Here is an 18,655-nt window from a genome sequence, read left to right as displayed (position 1 = left end):
TCACCGGCCGATCGTGCCGGGCGCTGCGGGCGCTGCGGGCGCTGCCGGAGCGGCGGGCGCCGCCGGGGTGGGCACCGAGGGTCCGGCGGGCTGCGCCGGGGTGTCGAGCGGGGTCGCCATGCCCGACGTGTCGAGCTGCCCGAGGACCGCGCGGGACCGGACGGCCAGGGCGTCGACGGCCGGGGCGATCCGGCTGACGCTGCTGCTCGTCTTCGCCGACGTGGTCGCGCTGTTCGTCGTCGTCGTGGTGGTCGAGAGAGGCGGCGCACCGACCGTGTCGTAGGCGGCGACGTCGTCGGTGGTCAGCGTGCCGTTGGTGAACAGGTTCAGGCCGAAGCTGATGCCGTTGAACCCGGCCGGGATCTGGTCCGTCGTCCACACCGCCTGGGTCCACGTGGTGGCCGAGGCGTACCAGGGGCTCGAGGTCCAGTAGTGCCACGACCCGGTGGTCGAGTCGCGCAGGTAGACCGTGAACTGCGTCACCGTGTTCGCCTTGTAGTACTCGCGGAGCGAGTACGTGTGCCCGGCGACGACGGTGGGGGCGCAGTCGCCGAGGTCGAACGTCGGCAGCCACTTGGCGTCGCCGTCCGTGTAGTCGCTGACGGTGAGCGACGTCGCCTTGGTGGTGGTGCCGGTGCGACCCGGGCTGACGGTGCTGAACGCCGCCGTGTTCGACCCGTACCCGCCGTACTGCCAGCACTTCTGGCCGCTCGGGCTGGTGGAGGAGGTCGTCTGGAACGACGGGTTCTGCACGGCGTTGACGCCGGGTGCTGCCGGTCCGGGGACCGGTGACTGCACGACCGGCTGCACCGGGGTGCCGACCGCGTCGCCGACCGTCTTGACGGTGGTGGCGTTCGCCGGGTCTGCCGAGTACGCGGCGAGCCACTGGGCGAACTGCGCGAACAGGGCCGGTGAGGTCGTCGGGTCGAGCGAGGTGTCGTCGCTGATGTGGTGGAAGGTGAGCTGCACCCAGCCGCCCCTGTCGGTCTTCGCCTGGGTGACCTGCTTCTGCAGGTCGGCCAGGGTCCAGTCCGCCTCGACCTGGCTCGGTGCCCGGGTCAGCATGGCGTTGCGGGGCGGCAGGGTCTCCGCCGTGACGCAGCCGGTGCAGTCGTACGGGGTCTGCACGTCGCCGAGGCCGCGGGCGCTGGTGTACCCGCAGGCGCGGACGGCGTCACGCGTCTTCTTGGTCGACTCCGCGAAGGGGTAGGCGAAGCTCCGGACGGTGTAGCCCCACGACGACAGCGTGGCACGCGACTGGCAGGCCTGCCGCTGCGCCTCGGCCTGGGACAGCGCCGACATGTCGGGGTGGGTGACGCTGTGGCCACCGATCTCGTTGCCGGCGGCCGCGAGGGTCGCCAGGTCCGACTGCTGCATGTAGCCGGGGGCGTTGAGGTACCCGGTGATGATGTAGAACGTGCCGGTCAGGCCGTTCTGCTGCAGCACCTGCGCGGCCGGGATCTGATCGGCGTCGCCGTCGTCGAAGGTCAGGCTGACCGTGACGGGCTTCGTGACCGTCGCGGCGCGTGCCGGGGCGGCTCCGAGGAGACCCGTGACGACGATCGCCACGGCCGCCAGGACGGCGAGGATCACCGTCAGGCGGTTGAAGGACTGGTCCTTGGTCATTCGACCGTCACCGACTTCGCGAGGTTGCGGGGCTTGTCCACGTCGCAGCCGAGCTGCAGCGCGAGCTCGCGGGCGAGCATCTGGAGGGGGACGACGGACTCGAGCGGCCCCCAGAGCGACATGCCCTGGTCGGTCACGTCGGTCCGTCGGGAGAGCAGCCGGCCGGCGTCGCGACCGAGCGCGGGCACGTCGGCGCCGACACCACCGATGGTGATGACGAAGCCACCGCGGGCGCGGACCTCGGCGACGCTCGCCTGGATCTTGTGCTCGCCGTTGTCGACGACGACCACCGGGGTGCCGTCGGTGACGAGTGCGAGCGGGCCGTGCTTGAGCTCGCCGGCCGGGTAGGCCTCGGCCCACCGGTAGGACAGCTCCTTGAGCTTCAGCGCACCCTCGGCGGCGAACGGGAGGCCCGCCCCACGTCCCAGGAACAGGAACCCGGAGGCGTCGCGCACGCTCGAGACGAGCAGCGGGATCCGGTCGAGGGACGCTTCGGCCGCGCCGGCCAGGAGGCCCGGCAGCCGCTGCATGTCGCCCACGAGCGCCAGTGCACGCGAGCGGTCGATCCGGCCGGACGCCACCAGTGCGGAGATCATCGCCGAGACGCCGACGACGACCTGCGCCGTGAACGTCTTCGTCGCGGCGACACCGATCTCCGGACCGGCGTGGCAGTCGAGCACCGCGTCGGCCCGACGGGCGAGCGACGAGTGCAGGTTGTTCGTCAACGCGAGCACCTGGTACTGGTCCGCGAACCGGTCGAGCGCGCGGAGAACGTCCGCGGTCTCGCCCGACTGGCTGATCGCGACGACCAGGGTGCCGGGCGTCAGGACGGCCTGGTCGGCCTCGCTGGCGACGACGGTGTCGGTGGGGACACCGCCGAGTCCGCGGAGCGCGGTCGCGATGACCTGCCCGGCGTTCAACGAGGTCCCGCACGCCACGACGGCGACGCGCTCGAACGGCGCGAGCCCGAGGCCGCGCCACATCGAGCCGTCGACCGCGCGGCCGGCGATCCGGTCGAGGATCTCCGCGACGACGGCGGGCTGCTCCTCGATCTCCTTCGCCATGTGGTCGGTGTGGTCACCGAGCTCGAGCGCCTCGGCGGCGAACGGCGACGGTGTCGCGAACGGCACCGCCACGACCTCGCCGCGGGAGGACCACGTCCAGCTCTCGCCGAGCTCGACGACGTCCCCGTCCCGGAGCGCCACGAAGGTCTCCGCCCACGTGGCGATCGCACCGATGTCGCTCGCGACGAAGTCACCGCGGGCGGCACGGGCCACCACGAGCGGGGACCGGTCGGCGGCGACGACCATCCGGCCGTCCCGGGCGTCGAGGACCACGATGGCCCAGGAGCCCTCGAGCTGCGCGGTCGCGATCTGCACCGCGAGCATCAGGTCCGGGTCGACCGCCAGGGCACGCTCGACGAGGTGCGTGATGACCTCCGAGTCGACCTCGGACACGAACACGTGTCCCTGGGCGCTCAGCTGCTCGCGGAGCAGGTCCGCGTTCTCGATGATGCCGTTGTGCACGACGCTGATCCGACCGGAGCAGTCGGCGTGCGGGTGCGCGTTCGTCTCACGGACGGCGCCGTGCGTCGCCCAGCGGGTGTGGCCGATGCCGATGCCCGTGAACGGGTCACCGGAGCGGGCGGCGACCAGCGTGCGCAGGTCGCCGACGCGGGACACCGAACGGATCGTCTCGGTGCGGCCGGTGCTGGTGCGGACGGCGATTCCGGCCGAGTCGTAGCCGCGGTACTCCAGACGCTCCAGCCCGTCCAGGAGGTACGGGGTGGCGTCGTCCGCCACCCGCGCCGCGATGATGCCGCACACGGCTAGACCGCCGCCGTCGCGCTCGCCGGAGTCGAGTCGGCGACCGCGCGGGAACGCACGTCCTCCGCGACCAACCGGACCACGGCCTCCAGGGGGGTCACCGGGGCGAACCCGACGGCGGCCTTGGCACGCGTGTTGTCCGGGACACGACGGCGCATGTCCTCGTAGCCCTCGCCGTACGCCTCGTCGTAGGGGACGTAGGTGATCTGGCTGTCCGAACCGACGATGTCGATGACGAGCTCCGCCAGCTCGGCGATGCTGATCTCGCGCTCGCCGCCGAGGTTGAACGCCTCGCCGTAGGCCGCGTCGTGCTCGATGAGCGCGACCATCGCGGGGACGACGTCGCCGACGAACGAGAAGCAGCGCGACTGGACGCCGTCGCCGTACACGGTCAGCGGCTCGCCGCGGACGGCCTGACCGACGAGGTTCGGGACGACCATGCCGTAGCGACCGGTCTGGCGCGGACCGACCGTGTTGAACGGACGGGCGATGGCGACCCGCAGGCCGTACTCCTTGAAGTAGGCGTGCGCGAAGGCCTCGTCGATGCCCTTCGCCGCGGCGTAGGTCCAGCGGGCCACGAGCGGCGAACCGAGCACGCGGTCGGCGGTCTCGTGCAGCGCGTCGGCGGTGTTCTTGCCGTAGATCTCGCTGGTGGAGACGAGGAGCAGCTTCGCGCCGGCGGCGACACAGGCGTCCAGGACGTTCTCGCTGCCGTGGATGTTCGTGCGGAGCCCCTGCAGCGGGTGGTCCACGATGAGCTTCACGCCGACCGCGGCGGCCAGGTGGAAGACCCGGTCCGAACCGGCGACCAGTTCGGCGACGAGCTCGCGGTCGAGGATGCTGCCCTCGACGACGCGCAGTCGCTCGTGTCCGGCGACGGCGGCCAGGTTGTCGGCACGACCGGTCGAGAAGTCGTCGAGGACGACGACGTCGTCGCCGTCGGCGAGCAGGCGTTCGACGAGGTGGCTGCCGATGAACCCGGCACCTCCGGTGACGATGGACTTCATGGCGTTCCCTTTCAGAGGAGGATGCGGCCGGTGAGGTCCGCAGCCCGGTAGGTGGTGTCGATCACGAGCTGCTCGCCGGTGATCCAGGACAGGTCGGCGTCGGTGTGCCGGGTGTGCAGCAGCACGACGTCCGCAGCGAACGCGGTCTCGTCGACGACGTCGTCGAGGACCGTGCCGTCGTGCAGGCGGACCGAGTCGAAGCGGTGGTCGGCGAACCCGACCTCGGCACCGGCGGCGATCAGACCCTCGAGGATCTCGAGTGCGGGGGACTCGCGGAGGTCAGCGACGTCACGCTTGTAGGCGATGCCGACGACGAGCACCCGGGCACCGCGGAGGCCACGGCCCGCGTCCGAGAGGACCTCGCGGGTGCGGTCGACGACCCGACCAGGACGGGCTGCGATCTCGGTCATCGCCTGGGTGATCATCGGCGCGGCCTGGCGGTCGGCCTTGAGCTGCCAGAGCAGGTAGTGCGGGTCGCAGGGGATGCAGTGACCGCCGACGCCCGGGCCCGGCATGAACGCCATGAACCCGTACGGCTTCGTCGCCGCGGCGTCCACGACGTCCGCCACGTCGATGCCCATCGTCCGGCAGATGTCCGAGAACTCGTTCGCCAGCGCGATGTTCACCGCGCGGAAGGTGTTCTCGAGCAGCTTCGTCATCTCGGCCGCGGCGAGCGAGGGCACGCGGTGCACCCGGGCGTAGCGGCCGAGCATCTCGTCCGCGATCTCGGCGCACTCGGGCGTCGCCGCACCGAGCACACGCGGCACGTCCTCGTGCGCGACCGAGGCGTTGCCCGGGTCGATGCGCTCCGGGCTGAACGCGACGAACACGTCCCGACCCGGCAGCAGCCCACGCTCGGTGAGGGGCTGCACGAGCAGGTCGTCGGTGCACCCGACGTAGGTGGTGCTCGTCAGCATCAGGAGCTGCCCGGGCACGGCGTGCTCGACGACCGTCGCGGCGGCACCGCGGAGGATCGCCAGGTCCGGCACCAGGTACTCGTCGACCGGCGTCGGCACGCAGACGATCACGGCCGCCGCACGGGCGAGCATCGACGGGTCGTCGGTGAGGACGAAGTCGTCCGCCAGGAACGCGGACTCGAGCCGCACCCGGTCGTCGTCGAGCAGGTCGGCGCCGCGGGAGCGGATGGTCTCGAGACGGCGCTGCGACACGTCGAGGCCGATCACCGAGGTGCCCGAGTGGTGGTACGCCAGGGCCGTCGGCAGCCCGACGTAGCCGAGACCCACGATCGCCACGTCGAACTCGAAGCCGCGGGTCCCGCCGTGTGCGGTGGTGCCCCGGGTGAGCGGCACGCTGCTGCTCAGGGGGGCCGAGACGTCCGGGGACGTCGGGACGGTCGTCGTCGTCGGAGCGACCGGCGACGTGCGGACCGACAGGGCGTCGGACGACGGAGGTGCGATGGACATGCGGGTTCCCCTCGGGTCGGGACACAACCGGGAAGTCCCGGCAGGCACCGACCGCCGTCGGGTGGGACCGCGGGATCGGGTGGGCCGTGTCCGGGCCACCGTCCGTCCCCGGATCAGGCGGGGGCGGACGGTGGCGGTCCGGGTGCGGCCGGTCGGGTACCGATCTCGGGTACGCGGTCCTGCCCCGATGACGGGGCCGGCGGTCGGTGCGTTGCCACCATCACGGGTCGGGCCACCCGCCGGCAACGCCACGGAGCCGGTCTTGCGGTGCCCCGCAGCACCGTGGCGGCGACTGCGGGACCGCATGCGGACTCCCGCAAGCGCATGCGGCCCCGGGTGCGGGAATGCGGTGCGGGGCCTCCGCCGCGCCGCTTAGCGTCGCCCCATGCTCACGTTCGTCGTCGCCCTCGTGCTCGTCCTCGGCGTCAACACGATCCTCTGGACCACGGTCGGCGCGACCCGGGTCGTCACCGCCCGTCTGCACCGCGTCGGCGCCGACGGCCGCGGTCGTCGGGCCCACCGCCGCGGCATGCCAGCACCCGTCCCGCGGGGCTACCGACCGCCGACGACCGCCGACGTCGCCGTCCTCGTCGCCGCGCACGACGAGGAGCTCGTCATCGAACGCACCATCCGCTCCGCGGCCGAGCACCTGCCACCCGAGCAGATCCTCGTCGTCTCCGACGGGTCCTCGGACCGCACCGTCGAGATCGCCCGCGCCGCCGGTGCCCAGGTGTACGACCTGCAGCCGAACCGCGGCAAGGCCGGTGCCATCGCGGCCGCCATCGAGCACTTCTCGATCCCGGAGCGCTTCGAGGTGATGATGCTCCTGGACGCCGACACCCACCTGTCCACCGACTACTTCACCACCGGGCTGCCGGAGTTCTCCGCCCCCGACGTCGTCGCCGTCGCCGGTCGCGCCACCACGATCCTGGAGCCCCGCGCACCCACCTTCTCCGGCCGCCTGCTCGTCGCGTACCGCGAACGCGTCTACGTCGCCGTCCAGTACCTGCAGAAGTTCGGCCAGGCCGCCCCCGCCGCCAACGTCGTCGCCATCGTCCCCGGCTTCGCCTCGATGTACCGCACCCGGATCCTCCGCGACATCGACATCACCGCCGAGGGGCTGGCCATCGAGGACTTCAACATGACGTTCGAGGTGCACGCCAAGGAGCTCGGCCGCGTCGCGTTCCGCCCCGGCGCCGCCATCGCCTACACGCAGGACCCCGACACCCTCCGCGACTACGCGAAACAGGTCCGACGCTGGAACCTCGGCTTCTGGCAGACCCTCCGGCGCCACCGCTTCGGCCTCCGCCGTTTCGGACTCGCCACCGGACTGTTCGTGCTCGAGCTCCTGACGTCGAGCGTGATGATGCTCCTGCTGCTGCCCGCGGTGGCGCTCGCCGGGACCGCTGCGGTCCTCGTGGCGCTCGGCATGGGCGCCGGGTTCCCGGACGCCGTGCTCGCCGTCGACCCGGTCACCGGGATCGTGGTCGGTGTGCTGCTGCCCGACTACCTGCTCACCATCGTCGTCGCGGTGGTCTCCCGCCGCGGCGTCTACGTCCTGTACGGCCTGACCTTCCCGCTCCTCCGGGTCCTCGACTCGTACCTGTGCCTCCGCGCCCTGTTCCTCGCCTTCCGCGGTGGTTCCAGCGGGGTCTGGCACAGCCCCACGCGGCGGGCGGCCACCGTCTGACACGGCTGGCGCGACCCCACGACGAACGGGAGGCCCGGTACCAGCTGGTACCGGGCCTCCCGTTTCGTCTGCGGTCGCGTCTACCCCAGCAGCGCCACCAGGTGCGAGCGCGAGCGCGCCCCGACCTTCCGGTAGATCTGCGTGAGTCGGAGCTCCACCGTCCGCTGCGACATGTACAGCGACGAGGCGATCTCGCGGTTCCGGTAGCCCTCCGTGACCTTCTGGACCACTGCCTGCTCCTCGGCGGTGAGCAGGGTGAGGACCGGCGTGCCGTCCGGTGCGCTCCGCGGCGTCGTCGGCGACGGCGTCGAGTCGAACTGCGACTGCCGGAGCGCCGACGACCCGACGGCCGGCGGCATCGCGGCGACGCCCTGCGGGGCGGCGAGCGGACGACGGAGCCCCGCTGCCTCGTAGGCCGCGGCGGACGCTGCCCCGAGCCGTGCGCGGTCCGGACCGGTGCCCGTCGACGCGAGCGCGGCGAGGGTCCGGGCGCGCTCGAACTGCGAGTCCGTGGGCTCGAACAGCTCGAGCGCACGGTGTCGTGCGGCCTCGCGGGTGGTGTCGTCGCTGACGAGTGCCAGACTCCGTGCCAGGACGAGGGCGCCCCAGCGCGACGGGTGTGCCCGGTGGTCGGCGGCGAGACGGGCCGTCGTGGTCCGCGCGTCGTCGGTCCGGCCGAGCCGCACGTACGCCTCGATCAGGTCGCCGAGGTGCCGGAGCACCGTCGGGTTCCGGACCGTCCGGCCGATCGCGTCGGCGGTCTCGAGTGCCGCCGCGGCTTCCTCGGCACGACCCTCGAACAGCAGGACCCGGCCACGGAACGCGTGCAGCTTCGCCGTCGCACCCCAGAGGCCGCTCGTGGAGCGGAGCGCGAGGCACCGGTCGAGCACCTCGAGGGTGGCCACCGGGCGACCCTCGAGGAAGTGCCGCCAAGCGATCGCGATGGCCCGCGAGGGCTCCCGCAGTCGCTCGACGACGCTCGACCCGGTCTCCCAGGCGTCGATCGCGCGGAGGGCGAGCCGGAAGTTGCCCGAGCGCACCTCGTTCTCCGCGGTCAGGTACCGGGCGGCCTCGACCCACACCGGAGCGGTGTGCGACGAGCGTGCCAGGACCAGCGCGAACACCCGGCGGGCACTGCGGTACCGCTCGGACAGGCTGAGCGCGTGGGCGAGCAGCAGCAGCGTCGGGTCGGAGAGGGCCAGCAGGCTGGTCGTCGCGAGACCGTCGTGCAGGTCCCGGTCCGGCGGCAGGTGTCCGTCGACCGCGGCGACCATCTGCCGTGCGGCCTGCAGGATCTGCGCCGTGTGCGGCGGCAGTGCCGGTTCGAACGGTTCGGCACGCTGCAGCAGGTCGCGGGCGTGCTCCAGCTCCCAGGCCTCGGCCCGGAAGCTGGCGACCATGGCCAGGAGGCCCGTGACGGCCTCCGCCTCGGCGGCGTCGGTCGCGTCGGCGGGGACGAGCAGCTCGTCCGCCTCGACGGCCTCGCCGCTGAGGTACTGCACCGAGTAGTGCAGCCGCAGGCGGCGCACGTCGTCGAGGCGGGACCGGAACGGCGCGATCGCGGCGAGGTAGCGCGCTGCGTAGCCGAGCAGGCGGTGGGCGAGCAGGACCTCGGCGACCGCGAGGAGCGCCAGGTGCTCGCGCTCCGACCGGGTGCCGACGTGCAGCGCACGCTCGGTGAGCGTCACCGCCGCCGCCGAGTCGCCGTCCGCCGCGTACGCCAGGGCGGCGTGCAGCAGGGCCACGGCGTCCGGCAGGTCGTCCGTGAAGCTCCGGTGCCACGACGCCGCACGCGGGTCGTGAGCGGCTGCGGACACGGCGAGCTCGGCGTGTGCCGCGCGGCGGTCGCGGGCCGTCATCCGCCAGTGCAGGAAGGAGCGCACGAGCGGGGACCGGACCGAGATCGACTGGCCGCGGACCGTGACGAGCCCGACGGACGCGAGGTCCTCGACGACGTCGCGGTCCCACTCCGGACCGCCCGCCTTCGTGACGGGGACCAGGGCGAGGCGGGCCAGGACGTCCAGATCGCGTCCGGGGACCGCCGCGACCACGGGTGCCACGATGCGGTCCGTCGTCGGGGTGGGACGCAGCGGCAGCACGAGGGGTTCCGTGCCGAGCAGCTGCTCACGGCGGAGCATGCCGAGCTGTTCACGGAGCACACCGGGGTTGCCGGCGGTCTGCTCGGCGATGACCGCCAGGACACCGTCGTTCGCGTCGTCGGCGGCCAGCTCCCGGGCGAGCAGCAGTGCCTCGTCCGGGTGCAGGGGCGCCAGGCGCAGCGACGGCAGGGCCGCGAGCGGGCTGTCCGACGGCACGGTCGCCACCGTGGCGACGACGCGGAGGGATGTCCCGACGAGTCGGCCGGCGAGGAACGCGATGAGCGTCTGGCTCGCCGCGTCCATCCGGTCGAGGTCGTCGATGAGCACCAGCGTCGGCGCCATCTGGAGGGTGCGCAGGGTGTCGAGGAGTTCGTGCGCCACGACGATGACCTGCGCGGGGTCCGCGTCACGCACGGTCCCGAGGATCCGGGAGACGTGTGCGGCGGCCCGGGGGTCGTCGAGTGCGCTGAAGAGCGTCGTCACACCACCGAGCGGCCAGCGGGATTCGCTGCCGTTCACGCCGATGCGGACGACGGGGAGGGAGACGCGGCTGCTGGCCGCGTCGAGGACGCTCGTGCGTCCGGAGCCGGGATCGCCGACGACGACCAGCGCGGACTCCCGGGGGAGTACGGCGAGGGTCGTGATCCGGTCGACCTCAGTGCGTCGACCGGTGAGTTCCATCAGGACTCACCGGCCTCCGGCGCCAGGGACGGGGAAGCGTGACGCACCGGCGGGGAAGCCGGCGACGTGGGAGCCCGCAGCGGAGTGGGTGGCTCCGCGGTGGGTGGTGCCGGCGGACGACGGGTGGGTGGCCCGGTTCGCTGGCAGGGTCGACGTGTGGACAGATCGCGGATGACGAGCCTGGGTGGGCTCGGTTCCGCTCGGGAACGATGATGTCATCGTCTTGATCACCCCTCGGGTTAGGGTCTTCGGACGAATGACGGCGGGTCCGTGCTCGCTGGGACTAGGGATCCCGGTGCGGTCACATGACCTTCCGTCAGGAGAACGCTAACCCCTCTTCGGCGATGCTGAGCCGTCCGTCAGGCAAAGGTCTCGATACGCGTGCCCCCAGTCCGGGGGGACAGGCGGACCCCCGTCCGGACGCCGTGGTAGGAGACGGGGTACAGAACCGTGGGTCTGCCCGGAGCACGGCCCGGGTACGAACGGGGCGGTGAGTGAGCGGACGGGCGAGCAGGCGGACGAACGGACAGCGGACCGACAGCGGTGGCGGGCGTTCGGGGTCTGCGTCGCGGTCGCGGCACTGACGATCCTGGACCTGTCGAAGGTCAACGTCGGCCTGCCGTCGATCGAGCAGTCGCTGCACGCCACGAGCTCCTCGTTGCAGCTCATCGTCGCCGGGTACGCCCTGGCGTTCGGCCTGGCGCTGGTGCCGGCCGGTCGGCTGGGCGACCTGACGAACCGGCGGCGCCTGTTCGTCATCGGGCTCGTCGCCTTCACCGTGTCGAGCCTGCTCTGCGCCCTGGCACCGACGATCGAGGTGCTCACCGTCACCCGGATCCTGCAGGGCTTCGCCGCGGGGACCCAGATGCCGCAGGTGATCGGCCTGGTGCAGCAGCTGTTCCGCGGCGAGGAACGCGGTCGGGCGTTCGGGCTGTTCGGCGCGGTGATCGGGGTGTCCACGGCACTCGGCCCCACGATCGGCGGCGGCCTCATCGCGCTCGGCGGCGAGCAGGACGGATGGCGTCTGCTGTTCTGGATGAACGTGCCGCTCGGCGTCGCGGCGCTCGTCGCCGCCTGGCGGTTGCTGCCCCGCGGTGACCAGGGCCGGGCCACGGACCGCGAGCTCGACGTCGTCGGGATCCTGCTGCTCGGGGTCGCGATCGTCGCCCTGATGCTGCCGTTCGTGACCACCTCGGGCGGTGGCGGATCGGCCGCCCGGTGGCTCTGGCTGGCGGTCTCGGCGGTCTTCCTCGTCGGCTTCGTACTGTGGGAACAGGGGTACAAACGCCGGGGGAAGTCCCCGGTCGTCCACTTCGAGCTGTTCCGCCGGTCGTCCTACCGGAACGGCCTGGCGATCGTCGCCGTCTACTTCGCGGCGCTGCCGGCGTCGTTCCTCATGGTCACGCTCTACCTGCAGGAGGGACTCGGGCTCGCTCCGGTGTTCGCCGGCATGGTGAGCATCCCGTTCGCGATCACGAGCGCGGTCGGCTCCTACGTCGGCGGACGCCTGGTGAACCGGATCGGTCGGGCGCTCGTCGTCGCCGGGCTCGGTGCGGTCGTCGTCGGCTTCGTGCTGCTCATGCTGGCCGCGGTCCTCACCCCGCCCGAGGTCACCCCGTGGGCGATGGCCGGGGCCTTCCTGGTCGGTGGACTCGGCGGCGGGTTCGTGGTCTCGCCGAACCAGACCCTGACGCTCGCCGAGGTGCCGGTCGAACAGTCCGGGGTCGCCGGGTCCATGCAGCAGCTCGGGCAGCGCGTCGGCACGGCGATCGGCACCGCGGTGGCGACGAGCATCTTCTACGGGATCGTCCGGAGCGAGTCCGCAGGGTCGGGTGGCGGGGCGGGTGCCGGCGGCCGGTTGGACGCGTACCACGACGCCTTCCGGAGCGGGACGACGTTCACGGTCTCGCTCATCGCGGTGGCGCTCGTGCTCGCGGTCGCCGACCTCGTGGTCCGGCGGCGCGCTGCCGCTCGCGAGGAGGGCCGGGGCGGCGTGCCCGACGGCCAGCACGGGGCGGAGGCGGGGCGGCAGGACTGAGGGGGCGTGCCTCCCGTCCGGTCGTCGGCGGCGGGGGCTCCCGTCAGCTGCGGCGGACGACCTCGACGACCGCGTCGTGGACCAGTCCGTTCGACGCCAGCGCGCTGCCGTGCCAGGGACCCGGGTCGCCGTCGAGCGAGGTGAAGCGTCCGCCCGCTTCCTCGACGATCGGCACCAGGGCGGCGATGTCCCACGGCTTGAGGTCCGGCTCGCCCGCGACGTCGAGGACCCCCTCGGCGACCATCATGTAGGACCACATGTCGCCGTAGGCGCGGGTGCGCCAGACCGTCCGGGACAGCGCGACCAGGGCGTCGAGCCGGTCGTCGTCGTCCCACTGCTGCAGTGAGTTGTAGCTGAGGCTGGCGTCCTCGAGCGTGCTGACACCCGACACGTGCAGCGGCCCCTCGAGCGAGTGCGCGCCGAGGCCGGTGGCTGCCCACCAGCGCTTGCCGAGCGCCGGGGCGCTCACCACGCCGAGGACCGGACGGCCGTCGACCGCCAGCGCGATGAGGGTCGCCCACACCGGGACGCCTCGCAGGTAGTTCGCGGTGCCGTCGATCGGGTCGACGACCCACTGACGGTGCCCCTCGCTCAGCGCGTCGGCGCCGGAGTCAGCGGTGGTCTCCTCGCCGAGGAACGCGTCGTCCGGGCGTTCCGCCGTGAGCCGCTCCCGCAGCGCCCGCTCGACGGCCTGGTCGGCGTCGGTGACCGCGGTGTGGTCGGCCTTCCGTGACACGTGCAGGTCGGCGGCGCGGAACCGGTCGAGGCTGATCGCGTCGGCGGTGTCGGCGAGGGAACGGGCGAAGTCCAGGTCGGCGCTGAGGTCCACGGGGGCCAGCGTAGCGGGGGAGTGCGCGCGGGTGCGGGGTGGTGGCTGTCCGGCTGCGGACCTCAGGCCGCCACGACCTCTTCCTCCTCGAGCAGCGTGACGGCGCGCTCGCGGGCGATGCGGGTCCGGCGGGCGACGAGTCCGTGCACGACGACGCAGAGCAGCAGTGCGGCGACCAGCCAGAGCGCCAGCACCAGACCGCTCCGGCCCAGCGAGGCGCCCGGGAAGTACTGCAGGTCCTGCGCGGCCTGCAGCCAGGCGGCGCCGCTCCAGAACGTGTTGAGGCCGGCGAAGAACCCGGGCTGGAACGCCGGCTGGAAGATCCCGCCCGAGGACGTGAAGTTGAGCATCACGAACAGCATCGTGAGCACCGGTGTGGTCCACCGGCCGATGAGCGGGTGCAGGCCGACACCGAGTGCGATGATGACCGCGTCGTAGAGCCACGCGAACAGGAAGACCTGCCACTGGTGGGTCGTCAGCACGCCGTACACCGGTCCGGCGACGACGATGCCGATGCCCGCGACGACGCCCGCGGTGACGAGCCCGACGACGGCGGTCCACACCGGACGGAGGCGCGTGGCGAACGCGGCGACGGCGATCGCGGACGAGTACCCGCCGACGCTCAGGCCGACCAGCAGGAAGAACAGCCCCTGGCCGGTGGTGTCCTGGTCACCGGTCGGGACGACGTCGACGACGTGGAACGGCAGGTGCTGCTCGAAGGCGATCGGCACGAAGACCTTCTGTGCGGCCGAGGCGGTGGTCTCGCTGGCAGCGGTCGAGACGTAGAGCGTCGCGGCCGAGTCGCTCGGGGCGTACACGGCAGCCAGGTCGCGGTCGCGGACCTGCTGCTCGGCGGTCTTCGTGTTGCCGACGACATGGGCGACGAGGGCGCCGTCGGACTGGTCGGTCACGGTCTGCGCGAACACCTGGGTGGCCGGGGTCGTGCCGACGATGCCGACGGGCAGGTCGTGCGGGGTGGGGGCGTGGAAGGCGCCGAGGTAGGCCAGCGTCATGCCGACCGCCAGGAAGAGCGGCACCAGGATGTGCGAGCCGAAGGAGCGGAGCACCCCGGCGAGTCCCTGCGGGCGCAGCACGCCGGGGGCGCGGTGCGGCGGGCGCTGGGCAGCGTGGCCGTGGGTGGCGGTCGGGCCAGGGGTGGAGGGGGACGACGCGCTCGGCGCATAGTTGTACTTTGCAACTTCGGACACGAGGGGACAGCGTACGCCCGCCCGTGCCCGAAGTCGAGCGACGCAGCTCGAGCGACGCGGCGGGCCTACGCCGTCCCGGGGTCCTCGGCGCCCATGCCCGTGAGCAGCGCCCGGAACGAGTCCAGCCGCTCCACACCCGTCGCCCCGAGCTCGCCGTTCTGCACCCGGTCGACGATCTCCCAGTCGTGCGCCTGGTCGAGCGGGATGCCGTCGGGGGAGTCCTGCACGGTCACCGCGTGCGAGGCGAACGCCCGGAACACGTTCTCCGGCTGCACGTGCCCCAGCCCGAACGACCGGACGCCCGGGGTGTCGATGATCCAGCCGCCGTCCCGCACCCGCAGCGCGATCGAGGACGACGACGTGTGCCGCCCGCGCCCGGTCACCGAGTTCACGACGCCGATCGCCCGCGTCGACCCGGTCAGGGCGTTCACGAGCGTCGACTTGCCGACACCGGAGTGCCCGACCGTCACGGTGACCTTGTCGTCGAGCAGGTCGTGCAGGGCCGCGAACGGGACGTCGTCCGAGCGGCTCGTCACGATGCGCAGGTCCAGGCAGGCGAAGTGCGCCAGGAACGGTGTCGGGTCGGCGAGGTCGGTCTTCGTGATGCAGAGGATCGGGTCGAGCCCCGCGTCGAACGCCGCCACCAGGTACCGGTCGATCAGACGCGTCCGGGGCTCCGGGTCGGCCGCGGCCACCACGATGAGCATCTGGTCGGCGTTGGCGACGATGACGCGCTCGACCTCGTCCGAGTCGTCGGCACTGCGTCGGAGCAACGAGGTGCGCTCGGCCACCCGGACGATGCGGGCCAGCGAGCCCTCGTCGCCCGAGACGTCCCCGGCGAGCGACACGTGGTCCCCGGTCACGACGGACTTCCGGCCGAGTTCCCGTGCCTTCGTGGCGGTGACGACGTGCTCGCCGTCCTCGTTCGTCACGAGGACGCCGAACCGACCGCGGTCGACGTTCGTCACCCAGCCGGTCGGGGCGTCGTCGTACGTGGGGCGGGTCTTGGTGCGCGGCCGGTTGCCCTTCGGGTTCGGGCGCACGCGGACGCTGGACTCGTCGTACTGGCCGTACGGCTCGTCCTCGTCGCCGCCGTCGTTGTCGTCCCACCAGCTCATGCCGGGTCCCCCTCGGTGGTGTCGGCGTCCGTGCTCGTCGCGAGCAGGTCGGCCCACAGCTCGGGGAACTGCGGCAGCGTCTTCGCGGTCGAGCCGATGTCGTCGACGGCCACGCCCTCGGTCACCAGGCCGATGACGGCCCCGGCGGTGGCCATCCGGTGGTCCTCGTAGGCGGCCCAGTCGCCGCCGTGGAGCCGCGCCGGGTCGATCCGCAGGCCCTCGGGACGTTCCGTCACCGCGCCTCCCAGGCCGTTGACGTCCGCCGCCAGCGCGGCCAGCCGGTCTGTCTCATGGCCGCGCAGGTGCCCGATGCCGGAGACCTCGCTCGGGCCGTCGGCCAGCGCCGCGAGCGCGACGAGCGCGGGGGCGAGTTCGCCGCCGCGTGTCAGGTCCAGGTCCACCCCCGGGACGGAGGCCCCACCCCGGATCCCGACGCCGCCGTCGAACACCAGGTCGTCACCGTCGCGTGTCACGGTCGCGCCCCACAGCGGCAGGAGCGACTCGAGGTCGGCACCGACCTGCGTCGTCTCGGTCGGCCAGGTCCGGATCCGCACCGTCCCGCCGGCGACGAGGGCGGCGACGGCGAACGGGGCCGCGTTCGAGAGGTCCGGTTCGATCGTGACGTCACGCGGCCGGATCGGTCCGGGGTGCACGACCCACTCGCCGACCGCGGGTTCGTCGACCTGCACGCCCCGGGCACGCAGGACCTCCACCGTCATCGCGATGTGCGGCAGGCTCGGCAGTCGCTCACCGGTGTGCCGGAGGTGCAGCCCCTCGGTGAAGCGCGGTGCGGAGAGCAGCAGGCCGGAGACGAACTGGGAGGATGCCGAGGCGTCGATGTCGAGCGTGCCGCCGCGGACCGAGCCGGTCCCGACGAAGCTGAAGGGCATCGCGCCGCCGCCGTCGTCGGTGACCTGCACGCCCAGGTCGACGAGTGCCTGGACGATCGCGGCCATCGGGCGCTTCCGCGCGTAGGGGTCGCCGTCGATCGTGACCGGTCCCTCGGCCAGGGCGGCGAGCGGCGGCAGGAAGCGCATCACGGTGCCTGCGAGCCCGCAGTCCACGCGGACGTCGCCGTGCATCGGACCGGGCGTCACCCGCAGGTCGGGGCCGTACGGGTTCGCCGGGTCCCCGGCGGCCGGCTCGACCTCGTCGATGCCGACGCCGAGCTGCCGGAGCGCGGCCGTCATCAGCGCGGAGTCGCGGGAGTGCAGCGGCAGGTGGATCGTCGACGGGCCGTCGGCCAGGGCGGCGAGCACCAGCTCCCGGTTGGTCAGCGACTTCGAGCCCGGCAGGGCGACGTCGCCGGCCAGCGGGCCGCGCGCGACCGGGGCGGACCAGGGGTGGGAATGCGTCGTGGCTGCCATCGGTTCACAACACTACTGAACCCATCGGGAGGAGCACGGTGATCGCACTCGCACCGTCACGAACGGCCGACACAGCACTGCTGCCTCGGGCCGTCACGACGCTCGCCGAGCCACAGGGCCCGGACACCACCGTCCGCCTAGACTGGCGGGCGATGACGACCGACGAACCGCAGCACGCACCGGACGACCTGGTCGACGAGACCGAGGACCAGCTCGACGCCGTCGAGGACGAGGACCTCGCCGGACTCGACGCCGACGCCGGACCGGAGCCCGTCGACGCGAAGACCGTGTCCGAGCACGAGCTGCGACGGCTGTTCGAGGACCAGGCACTGCCGTTCATGGACCAGCTGTACGGCGCCGCGATGCGGATGACCCGGAACCCGGCCGACGCCTCCGACCTGGTGCAGGAGACCTTCGTGAAGGCGTTCGCCGCTTTCCGGCAGTTCCGCCAGGGCACGAACCTCAAGGCGTGGCTCTACCGGATCCTCACGAACACGTTCATCAACACGTACCGCAAGAACCAGCGGAACCCGTACCAGGGCACCATCGACGAGCTCGAGGACTGGCAGCTGGGCGGCGCGGAGAGCGTCACGCAGTCGATCTCGGCGCGCTCCGCCGAGGCCGACGCCATCGACCACCTGCCGTCCTCCGCCGTGAAGGACGCGCTCCAGGCCATCCCGGAGGACTTCCGGATGGCCGTCTACTTCGCCGATGTCGAAGGGTTCTCGTACCAGGAGATCGCCGACATCATGAAGACCCCCGTGGGGACGGTCATGAGCCGCCTCCACCGTGGACGCCGGCTCTTGCGGGGGCTCCTGGCGGAACACGCACGAGAGACCGGCATCGTCCCGGACGCAGCGTCGACGGCGACGATGCGCGGACGAGGCCGAGGTGCAGGCACGCGGGCGGCCACGACGGCCGGCACCCGCACGACGCGGAAGGACGCACGATGAGCGGGTGCGACTGCTCGAAGGCGAAGGCAGAACTCGAGGAGTTCCTGCACGACGAGCTCCGACACGAGGACGCCGCGGACATCCGCGAGCACATGGACGGCTGCGAGGACTGCCTCACCGAACACCGCGTCGGTGTCGTCCTGATGGAGACCGTCAAGCGTGCCTGCCGCGAGACCGCGCCGGAGCAGCTCCGCGACGAGGTCCTCGCCCGACTCCGCGCGGTGCAGTCGACCCACTGACTGCGGCCCGGCCGGCCCGTCACACCGGCGGTCACGGCCCCGCGAACGGGTAGGGTGCGGACATGACCGACGCCGAGCCGATCAGCACCTGGACCGAACCCGACGTCGCCACGGTGACCGACCTGGTGCGCCTCCTCGGCCACCAGGTCGAACCCGCCGCGATGCAGGCCCGACTCGATCGCCTCACCGCCGAGGCCGGACACCGTACCTGGGTGGTCCGCGGTGACGACGGCCGACCGATCGCCGTCGCCGGCGCGCAGGTCACGTGGACCTACGCCAGCGACGAGCCGACCGCGCAGCTGCTGCTGCTCGTCGTCGACCCGACGGCCAGGAGGAGCGGCACCGGTTCCGCGCTGCTCGGCACCTTCGAGACGTGGGCGGCGGAGCAGGGCGCGCGCCGACTGTCCGCCGTCAGCGCTGCGGCGACGGACAACGCGCACCGCTTCTACCAGCGTCGCGGGTACCACGAGGCGGGCGTCCGGTACACGAGGTTGGTCTGATCTGTACGTTCCTCGCGAACGCTGTTGCATTCCTCGCGAACGTCGGAGCG

At 72.5% G+C, this 18,655-nt stretch carries 14 protein-coding genes; 5 read left to right on the top strand and 9 right to left on the bottom strand.

Annotated elements, in window-relative coordinates; translation table 11 throughout:
• Genes DEI97_RS10305 through DEI97_RS10290 form a run of 4 tightly spaced genes read right to left on the bottom strand, consistent with a single transcriptional unit; the run spans window position 1 to window position 5,883 of the window.
• Window positions 1-1,626, bottom strand: a complete 1,626-nt coding sequence (locus tag DEI97_RS10305) for a polysaccharide deacetylase family protein (RefSeq protein WP_111075560.1) — start codon at window positions 1,624-1,626, stop codon at window positions 1-3.
• Window positions 1,623-3,452: a glutamine--fructose-6-phosphate transaminase (isomerizing) gene (gene glmS, locus DEI97_RS10300; protein WP_111075559.1), complete on the bottom strand. Its 1,830-nt coding sequence runs from the start codon at window positions 3,450-3,452 to the stop codon at window positions 1,623-1,625. The genes DEI97_RS10305 and glmS overlap by 4 nt, the downstream gene beginning before the upstream one ends.
• A 2-nt stretch (window positions 3,453-3,454) precedes the next feature.
• Entirely contained in the window at window positions 3,455-4,459 is a 1,005-nt protein-coding gene (locus tag DEI97_RS10295; RefSeq protein WP_111075558.1) for an NAD-dependent epimerase/dehydratase family protein, read from the bottom strand.
• A gap of 11 nt (window positions 4,460-4,470) precedes the next feature.
• Window positions 4,471-5,883 (bottom strand): nucleotide sugar dehydrogenase, encoded by a 1,413-nt coding sequence (locus DEI97_RS10290; protein WP_111075557.1) that lies wholly within the window; start codon window positions 5,881-5,883, stop codon window positions 4,471-4,473.
• Between the two features lie 385 nt (window positions 5,884-6,268).
• On the opposite strand from DEI97_RS10290, the gene DEI97_RS10285 reads away from it, so the two are divergent.
• Window positions 6,269-7,573, top strand: coding sequence for a glycosyltransferase family 2 protein (locus tag DEI97_RS10285; RefSeq protein ID WP_111075556.1), 1,305 nt, complete (start codon window positions 6,269-6,271; stop codon window positions 7,571-7,573).
• A gap of 80 nt (window positions 7,574-7,653) precedes the next feature.
• Here DEI97_RS10285 and DEI97_RS10280 read toward each other — a convergent pair whose 3' ends face one another.
• Window positions 7,654-10,353 carry a helix-turn-helix transcriptional regulator gene (locus DEI97_RS10280; protein WP_111075555.1) on the bottom strand — a complete coding sequence of 900 codons (2,700 nt, stop codon included), beginning with the start codon at window positions 10,351-10,353 and terminating at the stop codon, window positions 7,654-7,656.
• Window positions 10,354-10,843: 490 nt separating this feature from the next.
• Here DEI97_RS10280 and DEI97_RS10275 point away from each other — a divergent pair, with 490 nt between their 5' ends.
• On the top strand, window positions 10,844-12,391 hold the full coding sequence (locus DEI97_RS10275) for an MFS transporter (RefSeq protein ID WP_111075554.1): 1,548 nt from the start codon (window positions 10,844-10,846) through the stop codon (window positions 12,389-12,391).
• Between the two features lie 43 nt (window positions 12,392-12,434).
• Here the strand turns inward: DEI97_RS10275 and DEI97_RS10270 are convergent, their stop codons facing one another.
• The 4 genes from DEI97_RS10270 to aroA all read right to left on the bottom strand — a co-directional run bounded on the left by DEI97_RS10270 (window position 12,435) and on the right by aroA (window position 16,913).
• Entirely contained in the window at window positions 12,435-13,220 is a 786-nt protein-coding gene (locus tag DEI97_RS10270) for an inositol monophosphatase family protein (protein ID WP_111075553.1), read from the bottom strand.
• A gap of 62 nt (window positions 13,221-13,282) precedes the next feature.
• Window positions 13,283-14,314: an ABC-2 transporter permease gene (locus DEI97_RS10265; protein WP_284158268.1), complete on the bottom strand. Its 1,032-nt coding sequence runs from the start codon at window positions 14,312-14,314 to the stop codon at window positions 13,283-13,285.
• 179 nt (window positions 14,315-14,493) lie between these two features.
• On the bottom strand, window positions 14,494-15,546 hold the full coding sequence (rsgA, locus tag DEI97_RS10260; protein WP_111075551.1) for a ribosome small subunit-dependent GTPase A: 1,053 nt from the start codon (window positions 15,544-15,546) through the stop codon (window positions 14,494-14,496).
• Entirely contained in the window at window positions 15,543-16,913 is a 1,371-nt protein-coding gene (gene aroA / locus DEI97_RS10255) for a 3-phosphoshikimate 1-carboxyvinyltransferase (protein WP_111075550.1), read from the bottom strand. Before aroA ends, rsgA begins: the two co-directional genes overlap by 4 nt.
• A gap of 152 nt (window positions 16,914-17,065) precedes the next feature.
• On the opposite strand from aroA, the gene DEI97_RS10250 reads away from it, so the two are divergent.
• The 3 genes from DEI97_RS10250 to DEI97_RS10240 all read left to right on the top strand — a co-directional run bounded on the left by DEI97_RS10250 (window position 17,066) and on the right by DEI97_RS10240 (window position 18,605).
• On the top strand, window positions 17,066-17,866 hold the full coding sequence (locus tag DEI97_RS10250) for a sigma-70 family RNA polymerase sigma factor (RefSeq protein WP_111075624.1): 801 nt from the start codon (window positions 17,066-17,068) through the stop codon (window positions 17,864-17,866).
• Window positions 17,863-18,105 (top strand): zf-HC2 domain-containing protein, encoded by a 243-nt coding sequence (locus DEI97_RS10245; protein WP_111075549.1) that lies wholly within the window; start codon window positions 17,863-17,865, stop codon window positions 18,103-18,105. Before DEI97_RS10250 ends, DEI97_RS10245 begins: the two co-directional genes overlap by 4 nt.
• A 62-nt stretch (window positions 18,106-18,167) precedes the next feature.
• Window positions 18,168-18,605 (top strand): GNAT family N-acetyltransferase, encoded by a 438-nt coding sequence (locus DEI97_RS10240; RefSeq protein ID WP_111075548.1) that lies wholly within the window; start codon window positions 18,168-18,170, stop codon window positions 18,603-18,605.
• Window positions 18,606-18,655 lie beyond the last annotated feature (50 nt).

It is taken from the genome of Curtobacterium sp. MCLR17_032 (assembly GCF_003234795.2).
GTDB lineage: Bacteria > Actinomycetota > Actinomycetes > Actinomycetales > Microbacteriaceae > Curtobacterium.
Note: the sequence above shows the minus strand (reverse complement) of the source record. Positions and strands in the feature narration are given on the sequence as shown.

Bases quoted from the DNA above. Each gene is read 5' to 3' on its own strand.
- DEI97_RS10290 (WP_111075557.1), bottom strand. From the start codon at position 5,883: ATGTCCATCGCACCTCCGTCGTCCGACGCCCTGTCGGTCCGCACGTCG.
- DEI97_RS10250 (WP_111075624.1), top strand. From the start codon at position 17,066: ATGACGACCGACGAACCGCAGCACGCACCGGACGACCTGGTCGACGAG.
- aroA (WP_111075550.1), bottom strand. From the start codon at position 16,913: ATGGCAGCCACGACGCATTCCCACCCCTGGTCCGCCCCGGTCGCGCGC.
- DEI97_RS10285 (WP_111075556.1), top strand. From the start codon at position 6,269: ATGCTCACGTTCGTCGTCGCCCTCGTGCTCGTCCTCGGCGTCAACACG.
- DEI97_RS10305 (WP_111075560.1), bottom strand. From the start codon at position 1,626: ATGACCAAGGACCAGTCCTTCAACCGCCTGACGGTGATCCTCGCCGTC.
- DEI97_RS10245 (WP_111075549.1), top strand. From the start codon at position 17,863: ATGAGCGGGTGCGACTGCTCGAAGGCGAAGGCAGAACTCGAGGAGTTC.
- DEI97_RS10280 (WP_111075555.1), bottom strand. From the start codon at position 10,353: ATGGAACTCACCGGTCGACGCACTGAGGTCGACCGGATCACGACCCTC.
- DEI97_RS10240 (WP_111075548.1), top strand. From the start codon at position 18,168: ATGACCGACGCCGAGCCGATCAGCACCTGGACCGAACCCGACGTCGCC.
- DEI97_RS10295 (WP_111075558.1), bottom strand. From the start codon at position 4,459: ATGAAGTCCATCGTCACCGGAGGTGCCGGGTTCATCGGCAGCCACCTC.
- rsgA (WP_111075551.1), bottom strand. From the start codon at position 15,546: ATGAGCTGGTGGGACGACAACGACGGCGGCGACGAGGACGAGCCGTAC.